This is a genomic window from Paraburkholderia sediminicola (assembly GCF_046026895.1).
GTDB classification, from domain to species: domain Bacteria; phylum Pseudomonadota; class Gammaproteobacteria; order Burkholderiales; family Burkholderiaceae; genus Paraburkholderia; species Paraburkholderia sediminicola_C.
In genome coordinates, this window is the sequence record NZ_JAQQEU010000013.1 from 20,640 (window position 1) to 43,797 (window position 23,158).

Below are 23,158 nucleotides of genomic sequence, written 5' to 3' on the forward strand. Positions count from 1 at the left end.
TTCCCGCGGCGATTGTCGCCTCAGTACATCCAGGACAGACCGAGCGAGCCGTTGTACACGGTATAGGCGAACAGCGAAATCGAGTCGGAAACCCGCTGTGCCGAGACCTGCGCATAGAGCGACCAGCCGCGAATCAGCGGATAGGTATAGCGCAGCGCCGCTGAGCGTACTGTCTGGTGCTGGGTGAGGCTGCCAAAAAATACCGGGTTGTAGGCGGTCGCGTCATTCAATGTCCGTTGTTGCAGGACGGCTTCGAGCTGACCACGACGATCCATATCGTAGTCGAGTGACAGCCACGCTGAATAGCCGCGCTGCGTTCCACCCGGGCGGCCGCCATGCGGCCTGTCCCACGCCGGACCGACAAAGAGTTGCATCGATGTGCGTTCGCCCACGTGCGCCTGGAAGGCGGCACGCACTGCGAAGTACATGGCATCGTAAAGCGAATTGCCGGGATAGGCGGAGTCCACGACCGTCAGGTCGACTCCGCCGCGCGCGAGCACCGGCCGCCATGCTGCCGGTGGCAGCCAGAAGCCACCGTGCCATCCTATGTCACGCTGGTAGATGTGCGTGCCGAGCCACAGCACGTTCGTCGTGAGCTGGTTATACAGCTCGCCTTGCGGGAAACTCCTTCTGTCAGCCACCCCGACTGTCGCCGCGCGCTGGTCGAAGTTGTGCAGACTGCGGTACTGGCGGTCTGAAAGTCCCGCAATCAGTTCCAGGCCAGGCACTGCCGGAATGGGCAACTCGCCCTGAATGGCGGATTCGATGTACTGGTCACTGTGTGGGAGGCTTTCCGGCGCCAGGCTCCACGAGCTCAATGGTGCATCCGGCGCGAAGGTCACGATTGGATCAGATGGCCCGAAGTTCGCGTTCGACGTCACGCCGGCTCCGACGCTTGCCGTTAGCTGCGGCCGTGGTCCCGCCGACGCGCAAGTGCTCGCCTTGTAGTAGGTGATCAGCTTCCCGATTGCGGGCGGCACCTCATATTGTGCCTCGATACGGGCGAGTGTCCTGAGGGACTGTGTCCGTTCCCCCAACTGGCAATACAGCACTGCAGCATCGAGCAACGCGCCCGCCTGGCGGGGATCGCGCTGCACGAGTTCGTCCAGCAACGCGAGTGCGCGCTCCCGATGGCCGTCGCTGATCGCCTCCTGCGCCTGGGCCTGCAGATCGTCGTTGATGGTCTGCTCGAAGGTGTTCCCAGGCGTCTGTGCTACCGCATGCGGCGCAAACAGGCCAATAGCAGCGCAGAGTGCACCGACCCCCAGCGTGAGGATTGCGCCCCCTGCGCGGCCCGGTGGCGGCGCAGGGATGCGCTGCCTAGTGAATGGCATGGGGCTCGCCTTCGTGCACCGTATAGAGCTGCTCAGCAGCATCGCGTCCGCGCAGTGTTGCCTGGGCGCAAGCCTGCAGGCGATGACGTCCCGTCTGTCGTGCCGTTTCCTGTCCGATCAGCAGACTGGTTTCCAGGGTCCTGGCGTATTCCTGGAGTCGTGACGCTACGTTCACCGTATCGCCAATCGCGGTATATGACTTGCGGAATGCCGAGCCTATTTCACCAACCACGGCCGTGCCACTGTTGACCCCGATGCGCACCCGGATCATCCTGCCGTCAAGGACGGGCAGCGCACTGCGGTTAAGCTCCCTCATCTCGCGCAGCATCGCCAGTGCGCAGTCGAGTGCACGATCCGCATGGTCAGACTGGGCCAGAGGTGCCCCCCAGAATGCCATCAACGCGTCGCCCATGTATTTGTCCAGCGTGCCGTGCGTCTGATGTACGCAATCGGTCAGGCGGCTCAGAATGACATCAGTCATCGTGGCGAGCTGCTCGGGAGGCATTTGCTCGGCAACGCGCGTGTAACCTTCAATATCCACAAACAGCACTGAGATCTGCCGGCGCTCAGGTTTGAAAGTGACGAGACCGCGCTGCCGGATAATTTCGCGCAGCACCGTCGGGGGCAAATAACGGTTGAAGCGACGTTCGAACGAGCGTATTGCCGCCTGGGAAGAGATCCATTCAACAGGCGCCTGAAGGAGCAGGAATGCCGCGGCGGGAACCAGCGGCAATGCAGCCAGGCCCGCAGGCACGATGCGCGTCCAGGCGAGCAGCACAAGCCACAACGACGTGGCCGTAACCAGTGCGACAAGCGCGATGCTCGCGCGTTGCACCCGGAACAGCACCGCAAACGCGACAATCGAGCAGGCAGTCCATGCCATCGGAAGCCATGCTGCCGGTCGCGGGGCGCCTTCGCCTGAGCCAAGATCGAGCATTTCGCCAAGCAGTTCCGCATGCACGATGACCGCAGGCAGCCAGGGATCGATTGGCGAGGCGACGTGGTCTGTCAGTCCGAGCGCCGACGAGCCAACCAGCACATAACGTTTCGCGAGCAGTGCGGACGGCGCCGTCTGGGCGAGCACATCGTAAGCGGAGACCACGTCGAGCGACTGGACCGGATGTCTGAACGGGATGTGCATCAATCCATGCGGGTCCACGGGCAACCTGTCGATCGGCATCACGGGCGATTGCCGACCAGCGCGGCAATGCATCATTTGCCATGCAAGCATCGGGTAGACTGCGTTCGCATACCGGATCACCGGGGCAATGGAACGTACGACGCCGTCGAGACTGGCGTGCGGCGTGACATGGCCGACACAGACATCGGTCGCGTCAAAGAAGTTGCCCACAAAACCGGAAGCTATCGGTGCGTGCGCCACCCCGGTGCCTGCGGCAAGCGCGCCACCGATATGACCTGCATGAGGCGCATCGGCGTCGCCGGACAGGGCGAATGCCTGGGCAAAGACGAGCGGAAACTGATGCGCGACGGCGAGCAGCGCGTGGTCGCCCTGGGGCGATCCCGCTTCAGGAAACATGACGTCGAGGCCAACGGCTTTGGCGCGATACTGCACGAACAGATTCTGTGCAAGCCGCGCGATGACAGCGCGCGGCCAGGGCCATGGCCCGATCGCCTCCAGCGAGCGCTCGTCGATGTCGACGACCGCGATGCGCGGGTCGGGGCGGGCGCTCAGCAATTGCACCTGCCGCCAGTCGTCAATCGCGTTCCCGATCCGGCGGTAAAGCTCGGGCGACCACACGCCGCTCGCCAGCAGACACGCTGTCAGTGAAACCAGTCCGAATATCGTGAGGCGGATGCGATCGAGCGTGGTCAAGCCTACTGTCGGGACCACAGCGTCGCTCCGACCGCGGTATTCTTCCCGTCCAGCGCCTGCAGGAACAGGTAGCCGGCCTGCGTTGCATTCTTCCCCGCGAGCGCGCCCTGAATGGTGGCCGGCCAGCCATAGTCGCTGTGCAGCGTGCCGTCAGGGCCTACGCGACCTTGTGCCGAAATCCCATAGCTCGTGCCGTTCGCACTGAGATTAAGCTTCGTCTGGAAGGTACCGGCGCCGAAATCGATCGACAGGAACGGATTGCTGATCTGCGCCTGGGTCGCTGCGCCCGTTGTGGCATTCATCACATAGGCACTGGACGCCTGCAGACCAAATGTAAAGATGCCGTACGCGGGCATCACCATGTCCGTCTGCGGAGTACGTGTCATGGCGAAAGGCGCAAACAGACCCACCTGATCGCTGCCTTGCTGCAGCAGGGCAGCCAGTGTGGTATCCGCCTGGGCGGAGGCAAGCGGCGTAAAGCGTCCCCAGAAGATCTGCTGTGACTCGGGCGGTTGGACAGGAGCAGGAGCAGGGGCGGGTGGCGGTGCGACGGGCACGGGCGCCGGTGCCGGTGGCGGGGCGACGGGCGCTGTCAGCGGAAAGTTCAGCTCTGCCGGCGCAACACCGGGATTGACCGGCGGCTGCGTGGTAGCCGTGCGCGCGCTGTTTTCCTCACTTTGCAGTGCGGCGGTCGTCCGCTCTGGCATCAGCCCCGGGAGTGCCGAATCAACCACGACGGGGCGAGCGCTGCCGCGGTACACCTGCAGCACGGCGTTGCGCTGCCCGGCGAACAGTTGTGCCGCGGACGGACCCTCGCACGGGCCCGTACCCGTTTCTGCGCAGCTCGCACCGAGCGGCGTCATCACAATGCCACCGCTACGCACATCGGCGCGTGTCATGTTGGCGTCGGTAAACACCGTGAAATCGGTGCCTCGCACACCGAGCGCAGCAACCGGTGTATTCATCCGGTAGTGGTCGCGGGCCGCCTGAGCGCCCGTGCCGGATATCTCCCTCACCACGCCCTTATGCAGCGAGAGTTTGATCACCGTTTTTTGCGGATCCGCAGGGTCGTATTCGTACCGCTCGAACGTGAACGACGAATCCGGACGCACGCTGATGAAGCCGTGATCAACCGTGGTGATATACACGTACCCATCTGCGCCCGTCTGGACCGTATCGCCCTCGGTAATGGCGGCGCCCCTGGCAAGTGACGCGCAGCTGGTCTGCGCGTGTTGCGCACATGCCTGGCCAATCACGACAACTGCATTGCCCAGCATCGCAGGCTCCGCGTGTGCGGCTCCCTGCAGGAAAAAAGCTGCTCCCACAACGAATTGCAGTGCGACCGCTTCCGGTCCCCTTATCATGCGTTTATGCATCTGTTTTTTCCCGATATCCGCCATGCAGTGCGGTGGGCGCAATCATCAGCCATATTTTGTCTGCAAGATGTGACGGTCGTCACAGATATCCATGCAAAGTGCGCCTATTGTCTGTGCGAGTCAAAGCCGGGGAAAAACAATCAAGAGATGTCGACAGAAGATGGAACGATCAACACTGGCCCGTTAAAGGCAACCGACCTCCTGAAACAACAGAAACTGCTACGCAACGTAGCAGACGATGTCATTGAAGAGACCAGCCGCCATATCCGCTATCGCCGCTTCAGCAAACGGGAATTCGTCGTTCATAAGGGCGACGCGGGTTCCTCCCTGCTGATGTTGATGTCCGGCCGCCTGCAGGTCATTGCGCTCTCGGAAGACGGCCGGGAGGTCGGACTGAATTTTGTTGAGCCAGGAGACTACTTCGGCGAACTGTCAATTATTGACGGCGGCCCCCGCTCGGCTTCGATCATCGCGACGACCGAATCGGTCGTGGGGTTTTTGCCAAAGCCTCAGGCACAGGAACTGTTTTACCGCAACCCGGCTGTTGTTGAGGCGCTTTTGCAACGGTTATGCCGCACCATCCGACAGGCATCGAACTACCGGTCGATGCTCGGTCTCACCCGCGCGTATTCAAGGGTGTATTCGGTGCTGGAAGCGTCGATGCGAAAAAGCGCTGGAGACCTGCTGACGATCGAGAATCTGCCCAACCAGCAGGCCATAGCGATCATGGCGAACGTGAGCCGCGAAACGGTATCGCGCGCCATCCGCTCGCTTATCGACGGACAGGTGGTCGAACGTGACTATCGACGCCTGATCGTGCGCAATGCCGCCATGCTCGCCAAGCTTGCAAGGGGAGAGGCGGAGCTGCAACTGCGTGCGAAAGCGATGGGCGAAGGCACGGACGCCCAGCCGCCGGGCATATCATGAAAGCACGGAGACTGTTGCGGATGATATCCGACCTGAAAAGACGAGACCTCCAACAGATGCCTTTCGAGTGACAGGCTGATGCACATTCCATAAAGCGATGCTGTGCCTGAAACACCGCCCGGCGCCGAAGACGCTGCATTTCGAAAGACCCAATCCGGCGATAGATTTCGTCGGTGGCCGGCTGCGCGTCGTCGATCGTCAGACTCCGCTCGATAAGGACGGACAGCCAGTCGTGATCGGTGTCAACTTGTCCGTTAAAACAATAGGTAGAAAGGAAGTAAGACGATGCACCTTCATCCGGTGATTCTTTGCGGTGGAAGCGGGACGCGACTGTGGCCGATGTCGCGGGGTGGATATCCGAAACAGTATCTCAAGTTGACGGGAGACAACACCCTCATTCAGCAGACCGCATTGCGCCTGCGAGGAATCAAGGACATTTCGTCTCCGATCGTCGTGACAAACACCGAGCAGCGATTTCTGGTTGCGGAGCAGTTGCGAGAGGTCAAGGTCGAGTCGTCGGCGATCGTACTTGAGCCGGTGAGCCGCAACACGGCGGCAGCTATCGCGGTGGCGGCGCTCATTGCCATGCGCGACTCTGCCGATTCATTGCTGCTCGTTTTGCCGTCCGATCACGTGATTGCTGGCGAAGCGGCCTTTGTCGAAGCGGTCGCGGCAGCCGCGCAGATCGCGAAAGATGGCTACCTGGTGACCTTCGGCATTACTCCGACTGAACCGCACACAGGCTACGGATACATTCGTGCGGGAGCCGAACTCGTCAACGGCGCAAAGACGTTTGCGGTCGATACATTTGTCGAAAAGCCGGATGCAGTGACGGCGGAGCGCTTCCTCGCAGATGGCGGATACTACTGGAACAGTGGCATGTTCATGCTGAAGGCCTCCACGTATATGGAGGAACTGCGCCGCCACGAGCCGGAAATCGCTGCACAGGCGGAGCTTTCGCTCGACGCCGGTCAGCGCGACAACGACTTCGTGCGCCTCGATGCGCAAGCCTTCTCCGCCTGTCCGAACATCTCCGTCGACCATGCGGTGATGGAGAAAACGAAGCGGGCGGCGGTCGTTGCGGTATCTGATCTTGGCTGGAACGACATCGGCTCCTGGACCGCGCTTGCTGACATTGCACAGCGCGATGCGCAAGGCAATGCGTTGATCGGCGATGTGTTGACGGATGCCGTGACCAATTCGTACATCCGCGCGGAACATCGCCTGGTGGCGGCGATCGGTCTGGATAACGTCGTTATCGTTGAAACCGCGGATGCTGTGCTCGTCGCGCATCGCGACCGGGCTCAAGACGTCAAGAAGATCGTTGCCCAATTGAATGAAATGGGCCGTCACGAATCCGTCACGCACCGTCGTGTGGTGCGTCCATGGGGCTCGTATGAAGGCATCGACAGCGGCGACCGCTTCCAGGTCAAGCGCATCGTCGTCAGCCCGGGGGCGCAATTGAGCTTGCAGATGCATCATCATCGCGCGGAACACTGGATCGTCGTGAAGGGTACCGCACTCGTCACGAACGGCGACAAGGAAATCATCCTGACCGAGAATCAGTCGACGTACATCCCGGTGGGTGTCACGCATCGGTTGCTGAACCCGGGCATGATTCCGCTGGAGTTGATCGAAGTGCAGTCGGGCGCCTATCTTGGCGAGGACGATATCGTGCGTTTCGAAGACACCTATGGGCGTGTGGCCAAGGCTTAACGGAGTTCGCTTCACGCGCTTTCGTATGTTTGGCACGCGTAACGAGGCCACCCGTCGCAAGACTGGTGGCTTTTTTATTCCCCGGCATTTGCCATGTCTATTCTCCGTCAAACACATCGCAGCCGGCACCCGCTAAACTGAACGTTACCGCACCTCACATTAGCCGGCCGCAGCCTACCCATGCATAGCGCCACTAATTCCCATCCCCCGATCGAAGCCCCCATGACCCCGCCCAACCCCGTCGAATACTCCGCCGCACCGCCCGAAGTCCAAGCCGTCTACGACGACATCAAACAAACCCGTCAGGTCGACGACGTCAACAACTTCTGGAAATACATCGCGCAGCATCCGCCGACGCTCGCGCGCACATGGGACAGTCTGAAAGACGTGATGGCGCCCGGCGCACTCGATCCGTTGATCAAGGAGCTGCTCTACGTCGCGGTGAGCGTGACGAACAACTGCGGCTACTGCGTCGCGAGTCACACGGCCGCCGCGCGCCGCGCGGGCATGACCGACGAGATGTTCGGCGAGCTGATGGCAGTCGTTGGGATGGCTAACGAAACCAATCGTCTCGCGGTTGGCTATCGCGTGCCGATCGATCCGGCTTTCGAGTAAAGCCACGATCGCAAACTCGCCAGCGGCGTGCGCCGCGAAGCGAGAACAGCAAAAGCAAAAACAAACTAGAGCAGAGCAGGCATCCGCTCCAGATCGGAAGCGCCGTCAGCGGTGCCTGCTTCGCAACTTTCACATACCGAAGTGTCGAGGAAGCGCCGCTCACAGTGGCGTAATCACTCCCACCGGATACACAGGCGGGTGCCCATAAGGCTTCAGCACCGGGCCGCAACCGACATGAACCGGCGGGTACCCGCCCCAGCCGGGGTGGCCGAAAACCGGTGGCACGATACCGCCGTTGTATCCCCCGGGGTCGCCACGCGTGATGTAGGCAATGCCGCCGCGCACGGATTGCGAGGCCGCATGATCGAGTTCGTCGAAGCGGGACAGGTCTTTGAGGATCAGGGTTGTCATGGTGGATCTCCTGGAAGATTGGATTGGCAGTGAGCCCGGACTTTGCCGCGCTCACGCATTCCATTTGCACACACCATGCCATGCGCCGCAAAAGCGGCGTGGGCTTCACTCGACGCAAACATGCGCGCGCAAAGTGATAGCCATGGACCAACTTGCGAAGCGCTGGTGTCGTGACGGCGCCGACATTCTTCTCACGAGCGCCGGGCCGCGCGCTCGAATCCACCCATCAAAGCGCGTGCGACGTTAGCCCGCAACGCCGCGCCATTGCGCGAGCATCGCGGGCAATTCAGCCATCTCCTGAAAGACGTGCACCGCGCCCGCGCCATGCAGGGCAGTCGCGCTGCTATGGCCGAGTTCCGCCGGACAATAGCCGAACACGGTCGCACCGGCGGCGACGCCCGCGGTCGCGCCGGTCACTGTGTCCTCCACCACCGCGCAACGGTTCGGGTTCACGCCCAACGCCGCGGCGGCCGCCAGGTACACATCGGGAAATGGTTTGCTGCGTGGCATTTCGTGACCGCTGAAGATGCGTCCTTCGAAGCAGTCGAGAATGCCGGCCTTGGCGAGTTGTAATTCGACCTTGATCCGGTCGGCGCCGGATGCAACCGCAATGCGTCCGTCGAGTGCGGTATACAGCGCTCGCACAGCCGACGCCGCGCCCTCGATGGCCTGCAATTCGCGATCGAGCGCCGTATTGCGGCGCTCGCGAAACTTCATGAGCCAGTCGGTGGTGATCGCGAAGCCGGTGCGCGCCTCGATCAGCGCGGCTTCGTCCTTGACGGTCTTGCCGACGAAAATACGCATCGTCTCTTCGACGCTCATATGCCAGCCAAGCTCGCCGAGCATCTCGGTGAGCACGCGGTTGGTGATGGGTTCGGAGTCGACGAGCACGCCGTCGCAGTCGAAGAGGACGGCGTCGAAGGGAAAATCGGCCATCGGGCGGGATAGGGATAGAGGTCGCGGAACCGGCAAGGATACCTCACCGGCTCGCGCCCCGCCGCGCCAAGGCTATGAAATCGCCACACCAGGGCCACGCAAAACCGCGCGAAGGCGTCGCAATGACAGCGCAACCCCCGCCTTCACGCGATCACATCCTCATTCCTTATAGCCGTCGCTCAGCGTCTTCACGAATGCAATGATGTCCTGAATATCCTGATCGGTCATCGCGGGTTGGTCGCCGAACTTGCGGTCCAACGGTGCGTCTGCGGAATCGATGTTGGCCTGATACTGACGCGGCAGGTCGTTGTACTTCTGCACCTTGCCCGACGCATCGCGCGGATAGATCTTCTCGGGCTGCGTATTGCGCAGGTTGTAGAAGTCCATCACCTGCTTGAGGTCGTGGTACACGCCGTTGTGGAAGAACACGTGGCGCGTGGCGACGTTGCGCAGCGTTGGGGTCAGAAACATGCCGCAGTATTGCGTGAGGTCCTTCACGTCGGAGCGGAATGGGCCGCACACGCCCATGTCGTAGAACTTCGGATCTTTGTTGAGCGGGAGGTTGCGGTTGCGCGGCACGCCGAGCGCTTCGTATTGCGTGTCGGTGAACAGCGGCGGCAGGCGGTCGAGGGTCGGCTTGCTCAGGTGGCAGCCGGCGCAGTTTGCCTTGTCGGGATCGTTGAACAGGCGGAGTCCGCGCAGCTCGGCCTGCGTCAAGCGCGCGTGGCCTTGCAGCCAGTAGTCGTACTTGCTGGTGAACTGGTGGAACGACGCGTCTTCGAACTGGTAACGGCCCACGGCGAACATCGCTTCTTCAACCAGCATCCCGGGCCGGTTCACGATCGAATCGCCAAAAAGTTTCTTGAACTGATCCAGATACGGCGCATTTTCCAGCTTGCGCGCGACATCCGCGACGCTCGGGTTGGCCATTTCGACAGGATTGGTCAGTGGACCGATCGCCTGGTCCTGAAGGGTGCTCGCACGACCGTCCCAAAACAGGCCGCCTTGCGGCACCATCGCGGGCGCCGCCGGCGCGACGCCGGCCGTCTTTACCGCGCGCTGCACGTCCGCCGCGCTTGCCGCGGCCTGCTGTAGCGTAACCGGCGCGGTGTCCATATCGCTTGCGTCGGGACCAATGCTGAACGGTGCCTGCCGGTACAGGTAGGCAAGCGATGGCGGCGGCCGGTAGCCCGCTTCGGTCATATGCGGACCGCCGAGTTGGACTGCCAGGTTGTTCGGCGGGCCGTAGGCATGTTCGGGGCTATGACACGACGCGCACGACTGCTTGCCCGATGCGGACAGTGACGCATCATAGAAAATGTTGCGGCCGAGCTGTGCAACAGCGCTCAACGGCGCGGGCGGCGGAATCAGTAGCTGAACCGGCTGTGGATTGGCGCCGGTGATGTCTTCGACGATGGTGCCGATCGCGAGCGGCATACGCTCCGGATAAGTTACCGCGTAAGCGGCAAAGGCGGCGCATCCTGCCGCGAGGACGGCGACTGTCCATCCCACGGCGCGGCCTGGCGATCGCTTGGCGGCGCTGGCGTTCGAATCGTTGCCGGCGGGCAGGGTGTTCGGGCGAAGGCTCATGGCGATTGTGACAACAAGGGATAAGGCCAAAAAAATGTCGAGCCAGTACGGTTTGCGTACGGGCTCGACACGAGCTACGGCTTGGGGCGCTTCCCGCGCCGTGGTACGGCATGCACGGCACACAAGGGTGCCGCGCCCCGCGTGCTACGGGAAGCCTGTTTCATCACTGCCGGTCAGTTCGCCGGTGCTGCGGCGAGTTTGGTGCCGAAAGTCTGATCGAGGAACAGCGTCGGTGCGTTGCCCGTCCCGGTCAGGTTCAGCATGCTGCGGATATCGCCTGCAGTGGCATCGAACGATGCGTTGCCGAGGCGCGTGCCGCCCAGCCAGTTGTCTTCGATGAACTTGACGACAGACGCCTGGGTAATCTGCGTATGGTCGACGAAGTTCGTCTTGGCCCAGGGCGACACGACCAGGAACGGCGTGCGCGTAGCCGGGCCGCAGCGGCCGTTCACAGCACCGCCATTCACACCGAGCGGCTGCGTGGCACCGGCGCCGTTACACTCCCCGGCGGCGGTCAACTGGTCAGCGCCCTGGAAGACCGGTTTGGTCGTCGCGCCGCTGTTGTTCGCCGTGATCACCAGCGACTTGTCGAACGACGAGTTCACGATCTTCGGCGCCTGGTGGTCATACCAGCCGTCCGAGTCGTCGTAGGCGATGATGACAGCGGTGTTCTTCCAGTCCGGCTGTTGTTGCAGGAAGTTGATCACCTTCACGACAAATTGCTGTTCGTCGAGCGGGTCCGAATTGCCCGGGTGGCCGTCACCAACAGCGGGGGCCTTCAGGAAACTGACCGACGGATAGTTGCCGGCCTTCACCGCGGTGAAAAAGTCATCCACGTCGTACTGGTGGTGAACCGGCGTTGCCGTGTTGTCCAGCGTCGGCTCGGTGAAGCCGATCATCGCCGTGGACGTCGGACGCTGGTGCGTCAGGTTGGCGGTCGACGGGAAGTACTGGAACCAGTTGTGATGCTGAACGTAGTCGGCCGGGGAGCTGTTGAGCACCGACGAGAACGTCGAGCGTTTGCAGCTCGTCGTGCCATTCGGGTTCACGGTCGACAGGTTGAAGCCGCCCGTGAAGCCGCCCCACGTGATGCTCTTCGTGTTCAGCAGGTCGCCGATATTCTTGACTTTCGGCGAGAACTGCGCCACCACTGCGCCCGTGCTGTTGGCCTCATTCGTACAGAGGTCGCCGGCCGGGTCGAGGTCACCGATCAGCGTGAAGCCGCCTTGACCGTCGATGATCGCATTGCCGCTCGGTGACGAGCTGGTGGCCGAAACGGCGGTGCCGAGGGTCGTATCCGTCGTCGACGTGGTCTTGAACATCTGGATACCGTTGTTCTGGCCAGAGACCACCTCGACCGCGCCGGGCGTCGACGGACCGAACGTGTCGGTCCACGCGTTATCGCTCATCGCGAAGTTCTGGGCGTAATTCCACAGCCCGGTGACGGTATTGCCGTCGAAGTAGCCGAGCACCTGCGCGGCGGAGCCGAAGGCGCCGGTGCTGCCGCCGACGACGGTGGCGGCCGACGTGAACAGCGGGAACCCGTCCATCTTGTCGTTGTCGTCAGCCAGCTGTTCCGGGCCGTAGCTGTGGTTCTGGCTCTTCGTATTGGCTTGAGTACGGTCGAGGCGGAACGGTTGCGCCAGGGCGGAGGTCAGCGTGACGCCGCCAACGTTCGGCGGCGTCGTCGCCACACCGTTGACCGTCGCGTTCGCGACGTTCGGTGACGTGGCTGCCGCGTTCGGATTGGCGGTGGTCAACAGGCCGGCGTGCGCGAGCGTGTTGATGTCCGTCTGCGTATTCGCGGCGGGGGTGAATTGCGGTTCACCGTTGCCAGTCGGGGCGTTCGGATAGGTCGCGAAGTAGTGATCGAACGAGACGTTCTCGCCGAAGATCACCACCACGTGCTTGATCGGCGTGGCCGTTGCGACAGCGTCCTGCGCCGAGACGGCCGGCGTCGATGCGCCGGTCGGCGCGGACGCCGTCGAGCTGACGCTATTGCTGCCGCATGCAGCGAGCGTGAGCAGCGCGGCAAACGGAATGGGTAACAGGGTTCTACGGAACATGTGACTGGCTCCAGATTCGACTTCGCCGTTCAGCGTTTCCATCGACAAGTGTGTGGATTGCGCTGGGAGATATTGTTAGAAATACAGCTAGTGGTTTTACCGCTTAAAACTGCGCGCATTGGACCATTCAATGGTGAAGATTTCGGGGCGCAAACATTACGTTGGCTCTCGTTCGCCATTCATTTGAATAACACTTACTGTCGTTACGCTGACATGGTCATTCGTCGGGTCTCTCATCGGCTCATTCGGCAAGCCTGTTTTCGCTGTCGCGCAGCGCGTATTTCCATGCGTTTTCTTCGAACGCGAATTGCAGCGACGGATTTTTTCCGCTGCTGCGTTCAAGAAGAAACGGAGCCGCTTCGGGCTTTGCATCTAATGGGAGAAACCAACATGAAACCGACTCGACCGCTTCGCTTTCTGGGCGCCATGCTGGCCGCGTCGCTTTGCGGCGCCGCACGCTGACGGCCGCGCCCGCGTTCGCGCGGGCCGTGATCGTCGCGCAGATGGCGCCTCCGACGCCGCGCGTGGAAGTGGCCGATCCCGCCGCGCCGCCCGACGCCGGTCTCGAAACGCGCGCAGGACGAACGGGTGCGCGCCGCGCTCGCCGCATTGCCGGCGCGGCAACGCGAGGCACTCGTGCTCTGCTACTACCAGGAAATGTCGAACATCGACGCCGCGGCCCTGATGGGCATCACGGTCGATGCGTTGGAAAGTCTGCTGGCCCGCGCGCGCCGCAATCTGCGCGCTCAACTGGCCGGCAGCGGCCTTAGCAAGGACAAGTCATGACGCCCGAAAGATTCCATCAGATCGTCGACGCCTACGGTGCCGATCCGCGACGCTGGCCGATGCAGGAGCGCGCGGCGGCGCAAGCGTGGGCGCAGTCGCATCGCGCGGAAGCCGACGCAATGATGAGCGACGCGGCCGGCATCGACGCGTGGCTCGCGGCCGACAAAATCGATCCGCCGGGCGCGGCGTTGCAGCAACGCATCGTCGAGCGCGCGCCGGTGCGGCGGCCGGTGGCGCGGCGGCGGCTGTGGTGGTCGGGCGCGGCGGTCGCCGGCGTCGGGCTGCTGGGCGGCGTGGCCGGCGCGTTCGCGGTGTCGTTCTTCGTGCTGACGGAAAACGCGCCGCCGCTGCACGACTCCTCCTATTTGACTTCGAGCTTCGGTGGCACGTCCGCCGATTGGAGCGGCGAATGAACGGCCGGTCGTGGAAAGTCGTGCTGGTGGCGTCACTCGTGCTCAATGTGTTCTTGCTGGGCGCGATCGTCGGGGGTGCTTATCAATGGTTCGCGGCTCATGGCGCCAACCCGCCGGTGCTCGCGCAACAGCGCACGCTGCGCTTCGCGGCGCAGACGCTGTCCGCCGAGCGGCAGCAGGCCTTTATCGACGGCCTGAAGAATGCGCGCCGCGAAGGGCGGCAGTTTGCGCGCGAGGGGCGCGAAGGGCGGCGCGACGTGTTGGGCCTGCTCGCGGCGCCGCAACTCGATCGCGCGGCGCTGGATGCCGCGCTGGCCCGCACGCGGGCAGCCGATAGCAGTCTGCGCGCGCAGGTGGAAGCGTGGCGGATTTCGCAGCGACGCTGTCGCCCGAGGAGCGGGTGCGTTTCGCGGAGAGCCTGAAGTTGCGCGGGCAGTGGCGGGAGCCGGCGGCGGCCAATGCGCGAAACCAGGCAAACCCGCCAAACCCGGCAAGCCAGGCGGCGTCGGGCGAAACTTCGGGCGATTGAAAAAAACCGCACGGGCGCGCTGGATTATCGATCGACGGCCGTTTAACGCATATCCGATACCGAAGAGGGTGGTATGGCTAACTCACCGAACCTGAACGCCGCGGCGATTGCGCTGAACCGCTTCGGCCTGGGCGCGCGTGCCGACGACACGCCGCCCGCCGACCCGAAGGGCTGGCTGCTCGCACAGTTCGAGCAATATCAGCCACGGCCGGCCGCGTGGGCGAGCCAGCCCGACTCGGTGGCGTTGTCGACCGAACTGGCGCAGCAGCGCATGCAATTCAGTCAGCAAGCGCAGCAGAACCCGCCAGAAGGCGCGGGCGTCAATCAGGCGGGAGCGGCGAGCAACGCGTCCGTGGGGGCGCAAACCAATGCCCAGATCAGCGCGCAATCCAACGCCCAGACCACCAGGCAAGCCGCCGAACGAAAAGCCCTGCGCGGCGAAATCCTCGACCTGTACCGCGCGTCGGTGAATGCGCGCGTGACGAGCGCATTGACCACACCGGCGCCGTTCGTCGAACGCCTCGTGCATTTCTGGGCCAACCACTTCGCGGTCTCCGTCGAGAAAGCCGGCGTCGCCGCGCTGGCCGGCTCGTTCGAAGCGGAAGCGATCCGCCCGCACGTGCTCGGCCGCTTCGAGGACATGCTGGTGGCGGTCGAACGTCATCCGGCCATGCAAGTGTTTCTCGACCAGACCCGTTCGGTCGGACCGGACAGCATGGCGGCGCTGCGCGCGGCGCAACGCAACCCCGAGCGCAAACGCGGTCTGAACGAAAACCTCGCGCGCGAGATCATGGAACTGCACACGCTCGGCGTGCGCAGCGGCTATAGCCAGGACGACGTCACCGAATTCGCGCGCGCGCTGACCGGCTGGAGTCTCGCCGGCAATCCCGGCAATCTGGGCAATGCGGGCAACCTCGCCAACGCGAACCGGCGCGGCATCGAGCAGAACGCCGCGCCCGGCAGCTTCGTGTTTCGCGCGGCGCTGCACGAGCCCGGCTCGCGGACCATCATGGGACGCAGCTACGACGAACCCGGCGAAGCGCAGGCGCTCGCGATCCTGCACGACCTCGCACACGCGCCGGCGACGGCACAGCATATCGGCGTCAAGCTGGCGCGCCACTTCGTCGCCGACAACCCGCCGCCGGGCGTGAGCGAACGTCTTGCGAATGCCTTCGAGCGCAGCGGCGGCGATCTGCCGACCGTGTACCGCGCGTTGCTCGATACGCCGCAAGCGTGGTCGCCGACCGCGGTGAAGTTCAAGACGCCGTGGGAGTGGACCATTTCTTCGATGCGCGGGCTCGGCTGGCAGGACCTGGGCAATCTGCAAAGCGCGCCGATCCTCACGCAGCTCGGCCAGCCGGTGTGGCGCCCCGGCTCGCCCGCCGGATACGACGACATCGCAGCGAGCTGGGCCGCGCCCGATGCGCTGGTGCGCCGGGTGGAAGTGGCGCAGCGTTTCGCCGCGCGCGTCGGCGACCGGCTCGACGCTCGCTCGCTCGGGCAGACCTTGCTGGCGGGATCGCTCGGTGAACCTACGGCTGCCGCTGTGGCGCGAGCGGAAAGCGCGTCCACAGCGATCGCGCTGCTGCTGGTCTCGCCGGATTTTCAACGGAGATGAATGCCATGCTGTCACGCCGCAGTTTTCTGAACGTCGCCGCCGCAGGCGCGGGCGCGTTGCTCGTGTCGCCGCGCATCGCGTTCGCGAGCGTCGCCACCGATCGCCGGTTCGTGTTCGTCATCCAGCGTGGGGCCGCCGATGGGTTGAGCATCGTCGTGCCCTACGCCGAACCTGTTTACGCGACGCTGCGCGGTGCGCTCGCGATCGATACGTCGAACGCGATGAGGCTCGACGGCACCTTCGCGTTGCATCCGGCGCTTGCGCAGACCGCCGCGATGTATGCGAGCCGGCAGGCGCTGTTCGTGCACGCGGTGGCGTCGCCCTATCGCGACCGCTCGCACTTCGACGGGCAGAACGTGCTGGAGACGGGCGGCGCGGCGCCGTATCAGGTCAAGGATGGGTGGCTCAACCGGCTCGTTGCGCAACTGCCCGCCGCGCGGGAAACCGCGATCGCCTTCGCGCCGACCGTGCCGATGGCGCTGCGCGGTGCTGCGGCCGTTACCTCGTATGCGCCCTCGGCATTGCCGCAGGCGCCCGACGATCTGCTTACGCGGGTCTCGCAACTCTACGAGCAGGACGCGCAATTGCGCCCGCTGTGGGAGTCGGCGATGACGGCGCGCGGCCTCGCGGGCGACGCGAGTGCGCGTCAGGACCCGGCGAGCCTCGGCAAGCTCGCGGCCGGTTTGCTGTCACGCGACGAGGGTCCACGGATCGCGATGATCGAAACCGGCGGCTGGGACACGCACAGCGCGCAGAATGCGCGCCTCGCGAATCAGCTGAAAGCGCTCGACATGATGCTCGCGGCGTTGCGTGACGGCATGGGCCCGTTGTGGAGCCGCACCACCGTGCTGGTGGCCACCGAGTTCGGCAGGACCGCTGCGGCCAACGGCACGGGCGGCACCGATCATGGCACCGGGTCGGTGGCGATGGTCTTGGGCGGTTCGGTGCAGGGCGGGCGCGTGATCACCGATTGGCCGGGTCTCGCGGCGCGCGAGCTTTACGAAGGGCGCGACCTGAAGCCGACGACTTCGCTCGATGCGTTGATCGCCGGCACCGCGAGCGAGAGTCTTGGGCTCGATCCTCAGCGCACTGCGGTGGCGTTGTTTGGAAAAGCGGGGGGACGGCCGCTCACGGGTGTGGTGAGCGTGTGATGGTGGGCATTGCGCCGCAACCGCTCCCGCTTCAACCGCACGCATGATGCGTCGCATGCACCGAACGTTCGCCAACCCGGTGATAACGGCGCCCAAAATAAATCAGCGCATCGCCAGCGCCGTGCGTTCGCGCCGCCTTCACCGCGCAGAAGAACACCGTATGCGTGCCCACCTCAGTCACCGATTCAATCTCGCAGTCCAGCGACGCAAGCGCACCCTGCAGCACCGGCGCGCCGGTCACGAGCTGCTCCCAGTGCGCGGCGGAGAAGCGTTCTCCGATCGGCAGCGCGCTGGTCGCGAAGTGCGCCGCGAGCGTTTGCTGTTCCGCGCTCAGCACGTTCACGCAGAGTTTGCCGTTGCGGCGGAAAGCCGCGTTGTTGCGGCTGCTGCGATTGATGCAGACGAGCAGGGTAGGCGGCTCGTCCGTCACGCCGCAAACCGCCGATGCTGTGCAGCCGGCGAGACCTGCGTCGCCATCGCTCGTGATGATGTTGACGGCGGTGCCGAGCCCGGCCATGGCGTCGCGAAAGGTGCGCTTGTCAAGCATGGGAAGCCTCTGCTGAAAGATCGGCGTGTCGTGGCGCGCCAGCGCGCGCCGCACTCAGGACACCAGACAAAACACGCGCAGCCACGGCATCAGTTCGACGCGTCGCCCGTTGCGGCCTCGGCGCAAGCCGGCGAGCGAAACCGCGCCGCCGTGTGAGTCGGCGGCAAACGCGCGTGGCCGAACAGCTTCTCGCGCAACGTGCCGTCGCGGTACGCGCGCTTGTACGCGCCGCGTTCCTGCAGCAGCGGCACCACCAGTTCGATGAAATCCGCGAAGCACTCCGGCGCCACCGTGCGCGACAGATTGAAACCATCCACGCCGGTTTCCTCGGTCCAAGCGATCAACTCATCGGCGATGCGTTCGGCCGATCCGACGAGCGGCGTCTGCCGGCTGCCCAGCATCATCTGTTCGAGCAGCTTGCGTTTGGTCCATTGCGGACCGGCGGCGCGCGTCATCGCTTCGACGTTCGACACGATCGCCTGGCTCTTGCCGGTTTCGATCGGCTCGTCGAGGTCGTAGCGCGCGAAGTCGATGCCGAGCGACGCCGCCGCATGCACGAGCGCCGCTTCGGAGCTCGCATAGCGCCGGTACTCCGCATACTTCTCCTGCGCGTCACGCTCGGTGCGGCCCGTGATGACCGTTTGCCCGAGCAGCACCTTGATGTCGTCCGCGCGCCGGCCGCCCGCGACCGCATGGGCGCGGATGTCGTCGACGATCGCTTTCACCGCGGGCTTTGCCTGGCCGTTGACGAACACGCACTCCGCGTGCGCCGCGGCGAACCGTTTGCCGCGCGCCGACGAGCCCGCCTGATAGAGCACCGGCGTGCGTTGCGGCGACGGCTCGCTCAGATGCAGGGCGTCCACGCGATACTGCTTGCCGCGGTGATGAATCACATGCACCTTGGCCGCGTCCGCATAGACGCCGCGCGCTTTGTCGCGCAGCACCGCGTCGTCTTCCCAACTGCATTCCCACAGTTTGTAGACCAGCTCCATATATTCGTCGGCGAGGTCGTAGCGATCGTCGTGCGCCATCTGGCCGCCCAGGCCGATCGCGCGCGACGCGCTGTCGAGATAGCCCGTCACGATGTTCCAGCCGACCCGGCCGCGCGTCAGATGATCGAGCGTCGACATGCGCCGCGCGAACAGATAGGGTTGCTCGACCGAGAGATTCGACGTCACGCCGAACGACAGATGACGCGTGACCGCGGCCATCGCCGGGATCAGCAGCGTGGGGTCGTTGACCGGCACCTGCACCGCGCCGCGCAGCGCGGCGTCGGGGCTGCCCCCGTATACGTCGTAGACGCCCGCCACGTCGGCGAAAAAGATGCCGTCGAACAGGCCCGCTTCCAGCGTGCGGGCGTAGTCGGTCCAGTACTGAAGGTCCGTATAGCGCGTGGACTGATCGCGCGGATGGGTCCACAAGCCTTGCTGGATGTGGCCGACGCAGTTCATGTCAAATGCGTTGAGTACGATTTCCTTCGGCATGGTGTGTTCCGGCTGAGTGGACGAAAGCTTACGGTTTGCCTGCGAATCGACCAACAACGGCTTGTCCTCGATACTGGGCAACGCTTGTACAGCGGGTTCGTGCGTTTAATATAGTGGACGAAAAATTACTATGCAAGACGACATTTCGTTTCTGCGCGTGATACCTGCGTGATGCCTGAAACCCGGCGAGCCGCCCATTAAAAGCGACACCGCCTCGATATAATTTTGCGGTACTCACTTGTTCACAACGACCCTCTCATGTCCGAATCCACCGCCATCGATCTGACCCATGCCATCTCCGCGCGCGTGAAGACCGAGCGCGAAGCGCGCAACTGGTCGCTGAGCGAACTGGCGGAACGCTCGGGCGTGTCGAAGGCGATGATCAGCAAGATCGAACGCGGCGAGGCGAGTCCCACTGCGACGGTGCTCGGGCGTTTGTCGGGAGCGTTCGGGCTGACCTTGTCGACCTTGCTCGCGCTCGCCGAACAAACCGGCGAGCGGCTCGTGCGCCACGCGGATCAGGCGCTCTGGCAGGACCCCGAAACGGGCTACACGCGGCGGCGCATTTCACCGCCTACCGGCGGAGTGCTCGAGTTGCTGGAGATCGAATTGCCGGCGGGCGTGAGCGTGCCTTATCCATCGGATGCATTCGTGTTTCAGCATCAGCAGATTTGGGTCACGCAAGGGGTGTTGACGTTTCGCGAGGGCAGCCAGGCTTACCGGCTCGAAGCGGGGGATTGTCTGCAACTCGGCGCGCCGGTCGAGTGCGAGTTCCTCAATGCGGGCAATGAGGTGTGCCGCTATGTCGTCGGCCTCGTTCGACGCTGAGGATTCCAACTACCGGGGGGACCGGCAAAATCAGCCAAGTGGGGAAGCGGGTGGCGCCCCATGTTCGCGGTTCGCGGTTCGCGATTCACGACACGCGGTGCCACCCGTGGTCATCCAATCGACCGTTGCTCGCTTAACCTCCACCACCGCCGCCTTGCACGCCAAGCGTGATCCTGTTGTTCACCGACGTCACGCCGGGAACCCCTCTCGCCACGTCCGCCGCCTGCTGGATCTGTGAGCCGTCTGGCACCGTTCCGGTCAGGGTCACCGCGCCGCCGCGCGCTCGCACGAAAACGTTCGATACGTTGAAGCCCTGCGCTCTCGACAGCGCGCGCCGCACGTCCCGGCCCAGCTTGCGGTCGGTTGCGCGAGTCGATTTGGCGTTGGTGGCCGGCGCGGCCATGTCGCCCGACGCCATGGCGTCGCTGGCCTGGGCATAGGCGCTGGAGGCGGTTGCCACACACAACGCGATACCGAGCGCCTTCAAAAGATTGACTGTTTTCACGTTTTTCCCATCCTCGATAAGTTGATGTCGTTTCGTTGCATGCAAAAAAACGCGCGCTTGCGAGCCAATCGTGGCTCCACGTGGAGCGTCCGTCTTATAGAAGAGTGATGCCTCCGCGCACCCGGCGCGCTTAAACAATACTCCAGCCAACGCGCTCACGCTGGAAAAACTGATGCGGGTGTTGCATCGGCGGACATGCCGGTCCTCGCGCGCTTCAGTAGTTAACAGTCCGGATTAAAAGTGTTTCACGCTTCGGACCATAATTCAGCACTCGACCATGTCGCGTGGCCGAAGACGCGGCGCGGCATCGAAAAGGCGCTCGACGACTACCACACGCTCGGCGTGACGACCTCGTTCGGCGACTGGCAGAAAGAGGTGAACGGCATTGCGCGCGCGTTCCAGCCGGGCGGCGAACTGCCGATCATGGCGATCAACGTGGGCGGCCCGTCCTTCTCTCGAAGGAGTTTCTGCTCGAAGAAGTGCGGCCACGCCTGATCGACGCGGTCACGCAACTCGAAATCGCGCTGGTGCATTGAGCGGCCGCGCGATCTTCATCTCCTAGAACCACTGCGGCGCCATCTCGAGCGTGGTGTCGTCGAGACTGCGCAGCGTCGCAAGCATCAACGCGACACGCGGCAATTCCCAGCGGAAGAACCATTGGCAAGCGTGCAGCTTGCCGCGATAGAAGTCCGCATCCGTTTCGTCGCGCGCGCCGGGTAGGGCGGCGCTCGCGACGATCGCCTGTTTCAGCCAGGTCCACGCAAGCACGATATGGCCGAATGCTTCGAGAAAGGCATTCGCGTTCGCGAGCGCGCGTTCGGTTTCATGAGCCAGCGCGGGCAGCAGCGCTTCGACGGTCAGGCTGAGATCGCGCCACGCGTGGTCGAGCGCTTGCGCATGAGCATGCAGCGGCGCGTGGCTGCGCGTCGCGTCGATCGTGTGCCGGATCTCGCGCGCCAGCAGTGCGAGCGCGGCGCCCTGTTTCATCACGACCTTGCGGCCGAGCAGGTCGATTGCCTGAATGCCGTGCGTGCCTTCGTGAATCATGTTCAGCCGGTTGTCGCGATAGAACTGCTCGACCGGGTACTCGCGCGTATAGCCATAGCCGCCGTGAATCTGGATCGCGAGGCTATTCGCTTCGAGGCACCATTGCGACGGCCAGGATTTCACCACCGGCGTCAGCAGGTCGAGCAGCAGCGCCGCGTCGGCGCGCGCGGCGTCGCTCTCGCCGGTGTGCTGTTCGTCGACCAGACGCGCCGCATACAGGCAGAGCGCATAAGCGCCTTCCACATAGGCCTTTTGTGCAAGCAGCATGCGGCGCACGTCCGCGTGTTCGATCAGCGGCAATTGCGGATCGAGCGGATTCTTGTTGTCGGGGCGGCGTCCTTGCGGCCGCTCGCGTGCGTAGTCGAGCGAGGCCAGATAGCCGCGATAGCCGAGCATCACGGCGCCAAGGCCCACGCCGATGCGCGCCTCGTTCATCATGTGGAACATATAAGCGAGGCCGTGATGCGGTTCGCCCACCAGTTCGCCGACGCATTCGCCATGTTCGCCGAACGACAGCATGGTCGACGTCGTGCCGCGCCACCCCATCTTGTGAATCAGCCCCGCCAGCGCGACGTCGTTGCGTGCGCCGAGGCTGCCGTCGTCGTTGACGTGGAATTTCGGCACGGTGAAAAGCGAAATGCCCTTGACCCCCGGCGGCCCGCCGGGAATGCGCGCGAGCACCAGATGGACGATGTTCTCGCTCAATTCATGGTCGCCGCCTGAAATGAAAATCTTGCTGCCGCGAATCGAATAGGTGCCGTCGTCGTTCGGCGTGGCAGTGGTGACGAGGTCGGACAGGCTCGAACCCGCCTGCGGTTCGGTGAGTGCCATCGTGCCGAATGCGCGGCCTTCGAAAAGCGCCCGCAGGTACTTGCGCTTTTGCGTCGCGCTGCCGAAGCGTTCGATCACGTTCGCATTCGCGGTGGTCAGCATCGCGTAAGAGGACGTCGCGATGTTGGCGCTCTTGAAGAGCGACAGGCACGCAAACGAAATCAGCGACGGCAACTGCATGCCGCCCCATTCGTAGTCTTTGCCCGCGGCGAGAAAGCCGGTGCCGCGCAACGCGTCGAGCGCCTGTTTCACTTCATCCGGCATCGAGACCCGTTGCCCGTCGAATTGCGGTTCGTGCTCGTCGAGCAGACGGTTGTGCGGCGCGAACGTTTCGACGGCCACCGCATGCGCGGTGTCGAGCGCGGCGCCAAAGGTCTCGCGGCTGTGGTCGGCGTGACGCGCGCGCCGTGTGAGCGTCTCGGCCTGGAGTACCTCGAATAGCTGGAAATCCAGATCACGCGTGTTGATGATCAGCGCATCTTGCATGGAAGTCGACCTCGTTCAAAGTTAAGCCGCTATGCAGAACAACCGCGCGAGGCGCGACAACACATGCGCTGAGACCCGGCACAGTTCGATTGAGAGCGCGCGCTATGCGGGTATTCCCGAGAAGCCAC

The 23,158-nt window shown here is 63.8% G+C and carries 20 protein-coding genes and 2 pseudogenes; 10 read left to right on the plus strand and 12 right to left on the minus strand.

Features of this window, described 5'->3' with window-relative positions; translation table 11 throughout:
- Nucleotides 1-20: 20 nt before the first annotated feature.
- From PQR02_RS11820 to PQR02_RS11830, 3 genes are read right to left on the minus strand one after another with little or no spacing between them, the layout of a single operon-like run.
- Complete coding sequence (locus tag PQR02_RS11820) at nucleotides 21-1,376, minus strand: tetratricopeptide repeat protein (protein WP_408230121.1); 1,356 nt, start codon at nucleotides 1,374-1,376, stop codon at nucleotides 21-23.
- Entirely contained in the window at nucleotides 1,321-3,168 is a 1,848-nt protein-coding gene (locus tag PQR02_RS11825) for a CHASE2 domain-containing protein (RefSeq protein ID WP_408230124.1), read from the minus strand. Before PQR02_RS11825 ends, PQR02_RS11820 begins: the two co-directional genes overlap by 56 nt.
- A 2-nt stretch (nucleotides 3,169-3,170) precedes the next feature.
- Complete coding sequence (locus PQR02_RS11830) at nucleotides 3,171-4,445, minus strand: FecR family protein (RefSeq protein WP_408230127.1); 1,275 nt, start codon at nucleotides 4,443-4,445, stop codon at nucleotides 3,171-3,173.
- 12 nt (nucleotides 4,446-4,457) lie between these two features.
- Between PQR02_RS11830 and PQR02_RS11835 the strand changes: the two genes are divergently transcribed.
- The 3 genes from PQR02_RS11835 (at nucleotide 4,458) to PQR02_RS11845 (ending at nucleotide 7,802) form a co-directional block, all read left to right on the plus strand.
- The gene (locus tag PQR02_RS11835; protein ID WP_408230130.1) at nucleotides 4,458-5,471 is read left to right on the plus strand and encodes a Crp/Fnr family transcriptional regulator; all 1,014 of its coding nucleotides are present in this window, start codon (nucleotides 4,458-4,460) and stop codon (nucleotides 5,469-5,471) included.
- A 285-nt stretch (nucleotides 5,472-5,756) separates the two neighbouring features.
- On the plus strand, nucleotides 5,757-7,187 hold the full coding sequence (locus PQR02_RS11840) for a mannose-1-phosphate guanylyltransferase/mannose-6-phosphate isomerase (RefSeq protein ID WP_408230133.1): 1,431 nt from the start codon (nucleotides 5,757-5,759) through the stop codon (nucleotides 7,185-7,187).
- A gap of 222 nt (nucleotides 7,188-7,409) precedes the next feature.
- On the plus strand, nucleotides 7,410-7,802 hold the full coding sequence (locus PQR02_RS11845) for a carboxymuconolactone decarboxylase family protein (RefSeq protein ID WP_408230136.1): 393 nt from the start codon (nucleotides 7,410-7,412) through the stop codon (nucleotides 7,800-7,802).
- Nucleotides 7,803-7,961: 159 nt separating this feature from the next.
- Here the strand turns inward: PQR02_RS11845 and PQR02_RS11850 are convergent, their stop codons facing one another.
- From PQR02_RS11850 to PQR02_RS11870, 5 genes are all read right to left on the minus strand, one after another.
- On the minus strand, nucleotides 7,962-8,213 hold the full coding sequence (locus PQR02_RS11850) for a hypothetical protein (protein WP_408230139.1): 252 nt from the start codon (nucleotides 8,211-8,213) through the stop codon (nucleotides 7,962-7,964).
- Between the two features lie 243 nt (nucleotides 8,214-8,456).
- Entirely contained in the window at nucleotides 8,457-9,149 is a 693-nt protein-coding gene (locus PQR02_RS11855; protein ID WP_408230142.1) for an HAD family hydrolase, read from the minus strand.
- 159 nt (nucleotides 9,150-9,308) lie between these two features.
- Nucleotides 9,309-10,739 carry a cytochrome-c peroxidase gene (locus PQR02_RS11860; RefSeq protein ID WP_408230145.1) on the minus strand — a complete coding sequence of 477 codons (1,431 nt, stop codon included), beginning with the start codon at nucleotides 10,737-10,739 and terminating at the stop codon, nucleotides 9,309-9,311.
- A 173-nt stretch (nucleotides 10,740-10,912) separates the two neighbouring features.
- Nucleotides 10,913-12,805, minus strand: coding sequence for a phospholipase C (locus PQR02_RS11865; protein ID WP_408230148.1), 1,893 nt, complete (start codon nucleotides 12,803-12,805; stop codon nucleotides 10,913-10,915).
- A gap of 241 nt (nucleotides 12,806-13,046) precedes the next feature.
- Complete coding sequence (locus PQR02_RS11870) at nucleotides 13,047-13,262, minus strand: hypothetical protein (protein WP_408230482.1); 216 nt, start codon at nucleotides 13,260-13,262, stop codon at nucleotides 13,047-13,049.
- 79 nt (nucleotides 13,263-13,341) lie between these two features.
- On the opposite strand from PQR02_RS11870, the pseudogene PQR02_RS11875 reads away from it, so the two are divergent.
- The 5 genes and pseudogenes from PQR02_RS11875 to PQR02_RS11895 all read left to right on the plus strand — a co-directional run.
- Nucleotides 13,342-13,591 (plus strand): annotated as a pseudogene (locus tag PQR02_RS11875) (sigma-70 family RNA polymerase sigma factor); the annotation flags it as partial.
- The gene (locus PQR02_RS11880; protein WP_408230151.1) at nucleotides 13,588-14,004 is read left to right on the plus strand and encodes a hypothetical protein; all 417 of its coding nucleotides are present in this window, start codon (nucleotides 13,588-13,590) and stop codon (nucleotides 14,002-14,004) included. The pseudogene PQR02_RS11875 and the gene PQR02_RS11880, both read left to right, overlap by 4 nt.
- Nucleotides 14,001-14,533 (plus strand): annotated as a pseudogene (locus PQR02_RS11885) (periplasmic heavy metal sensor). The gene PQR02_RS11880 and the pseudogene PQR02_RS11885 overlap by 4 nt, the downstream one beginning before the upstream one ends.
- Before the next feature lie 73 nt (nucleotides 14,534-14,606).
- On the plus strand, nucleotides 14,607-16,151 hold the full coding sequence (locus tag PQR02_RS11890; protein WP_408230154.1) for a DUF1800 domain-containing protein: 1,545 nt from the start codon (nucleotides 14,607-14,609) through the stop codon (nucleotides 16,149-16,151).
- 5 nt (nucleotides 16,152-16,156) lie between these two features.
- Nucleotides 16,157-17,302 (plus strand): DUF1501 domain-containing protein, encoded by a 1,146-nt coding sequence (locus PQR02_RS11895; protein WP_408230157.1) that lies wholly within the window; start codon nucleotides 16,157-16,159, stop codon nucleotides 17,300-17,302.
- 31 nt (nucleotides 17,303-17,333) lie between these two features.
- On the opposite strand, the gene PQR02_RS11900 is transcribed toward PQR02_RS11895, so the two are convergent.
- On the minus strand, nucleotides 17,334-17,849 hold the full coding sequence (locus PQR02_RS11900) for a flavin reductase (protein ID WP_408230160.1): 516 nt from the start codon (nucleotides 17,847-17,849) through the stop codon (nucleotides 17,334-17,336).
- An 89-nt stretch (nucleotides 17,850-17,938) separates the two neighbouring features.
- Complete coding sequence (locus tag PQR02_RS11905; protein WP_408230163.1) at nucleotides 17,939-19,333, minus strand: LLM class flavin-dependent oxidoreductase; 1,395 nt, start codon at nucleotides 19,331-19,333, stop codon at nucleotides 17,939-17,941.
- A 258-nt stretch (nucleotides 19,334-19,591) separates the two neighbouring features.
- Between PQR02_RS11905 and PQR02_RS11910 the strand changes: the two genes are divergently transcribed.
- On the plus strand, nucleotides 19,592-20,161 hold the full coding sequence (locus PQR02_RS11910) for a helix-turn-helix domain-containing protein (RefSeq protein WP_408230166.1): 570 nt from the start codon (nucleotides 19,592-19,594) through the stop codon (nucleotides 20,159-20,161).
- Between the two features lie 133 nt (nucleotides 20,162-20,294).
- Here the strand turns inward: PQR02_RS11910 and PQR02_RS11915 are convergent, their stop codons facing one another.
- Nucleotides 20,295-20,666, minus strand: a complete 372-nt coding sequence (locus PQR02_RS11915) for a BON domain-containing protein (protein WP_408230169.1) — start codon at nucleotides 20,664-20,666, stop codon at nucleotides 20,295-20,297.
- A 240-nt stretch (nucleotides 20,667-20,906) separates the two neighbouring features.
- Here PQR02_RS11915 and PQR02_RS11920 point away from each other — a divergent pair, with 240 nt between their 5' ends.
- On the plus strand, nucleotides 20,907-21,161 hold the full coding sequence (locus PQR02_RS11920; protein WP_408230172.1) for an IclR family transcriptional regulator: 255 nt from the start codon (nucleotides 20,907-20,909) through the stop codon (nucleotides 21,159-21,161).
- A gap of 63 nt (nucleotides 21,162-21,224) precedes the next feature.
- Here the strand turns inward: PQR02_RS11920 and PQR02_RS11925 are convergent, their stop codons facing one another.
- A complete protein-coding gene (locus PQR02_RS11925; protein ID WP_408230175.1) occupies nucleotides 21,225-23,030 on the minus strand; it encodes an acyl-CoA dehydrogenase in 1,806 nt (601 codons plus the stop codon).
- Between the last annotated feature and the right edge of the window lie 128 nt (nucleotides 23,031-23,158).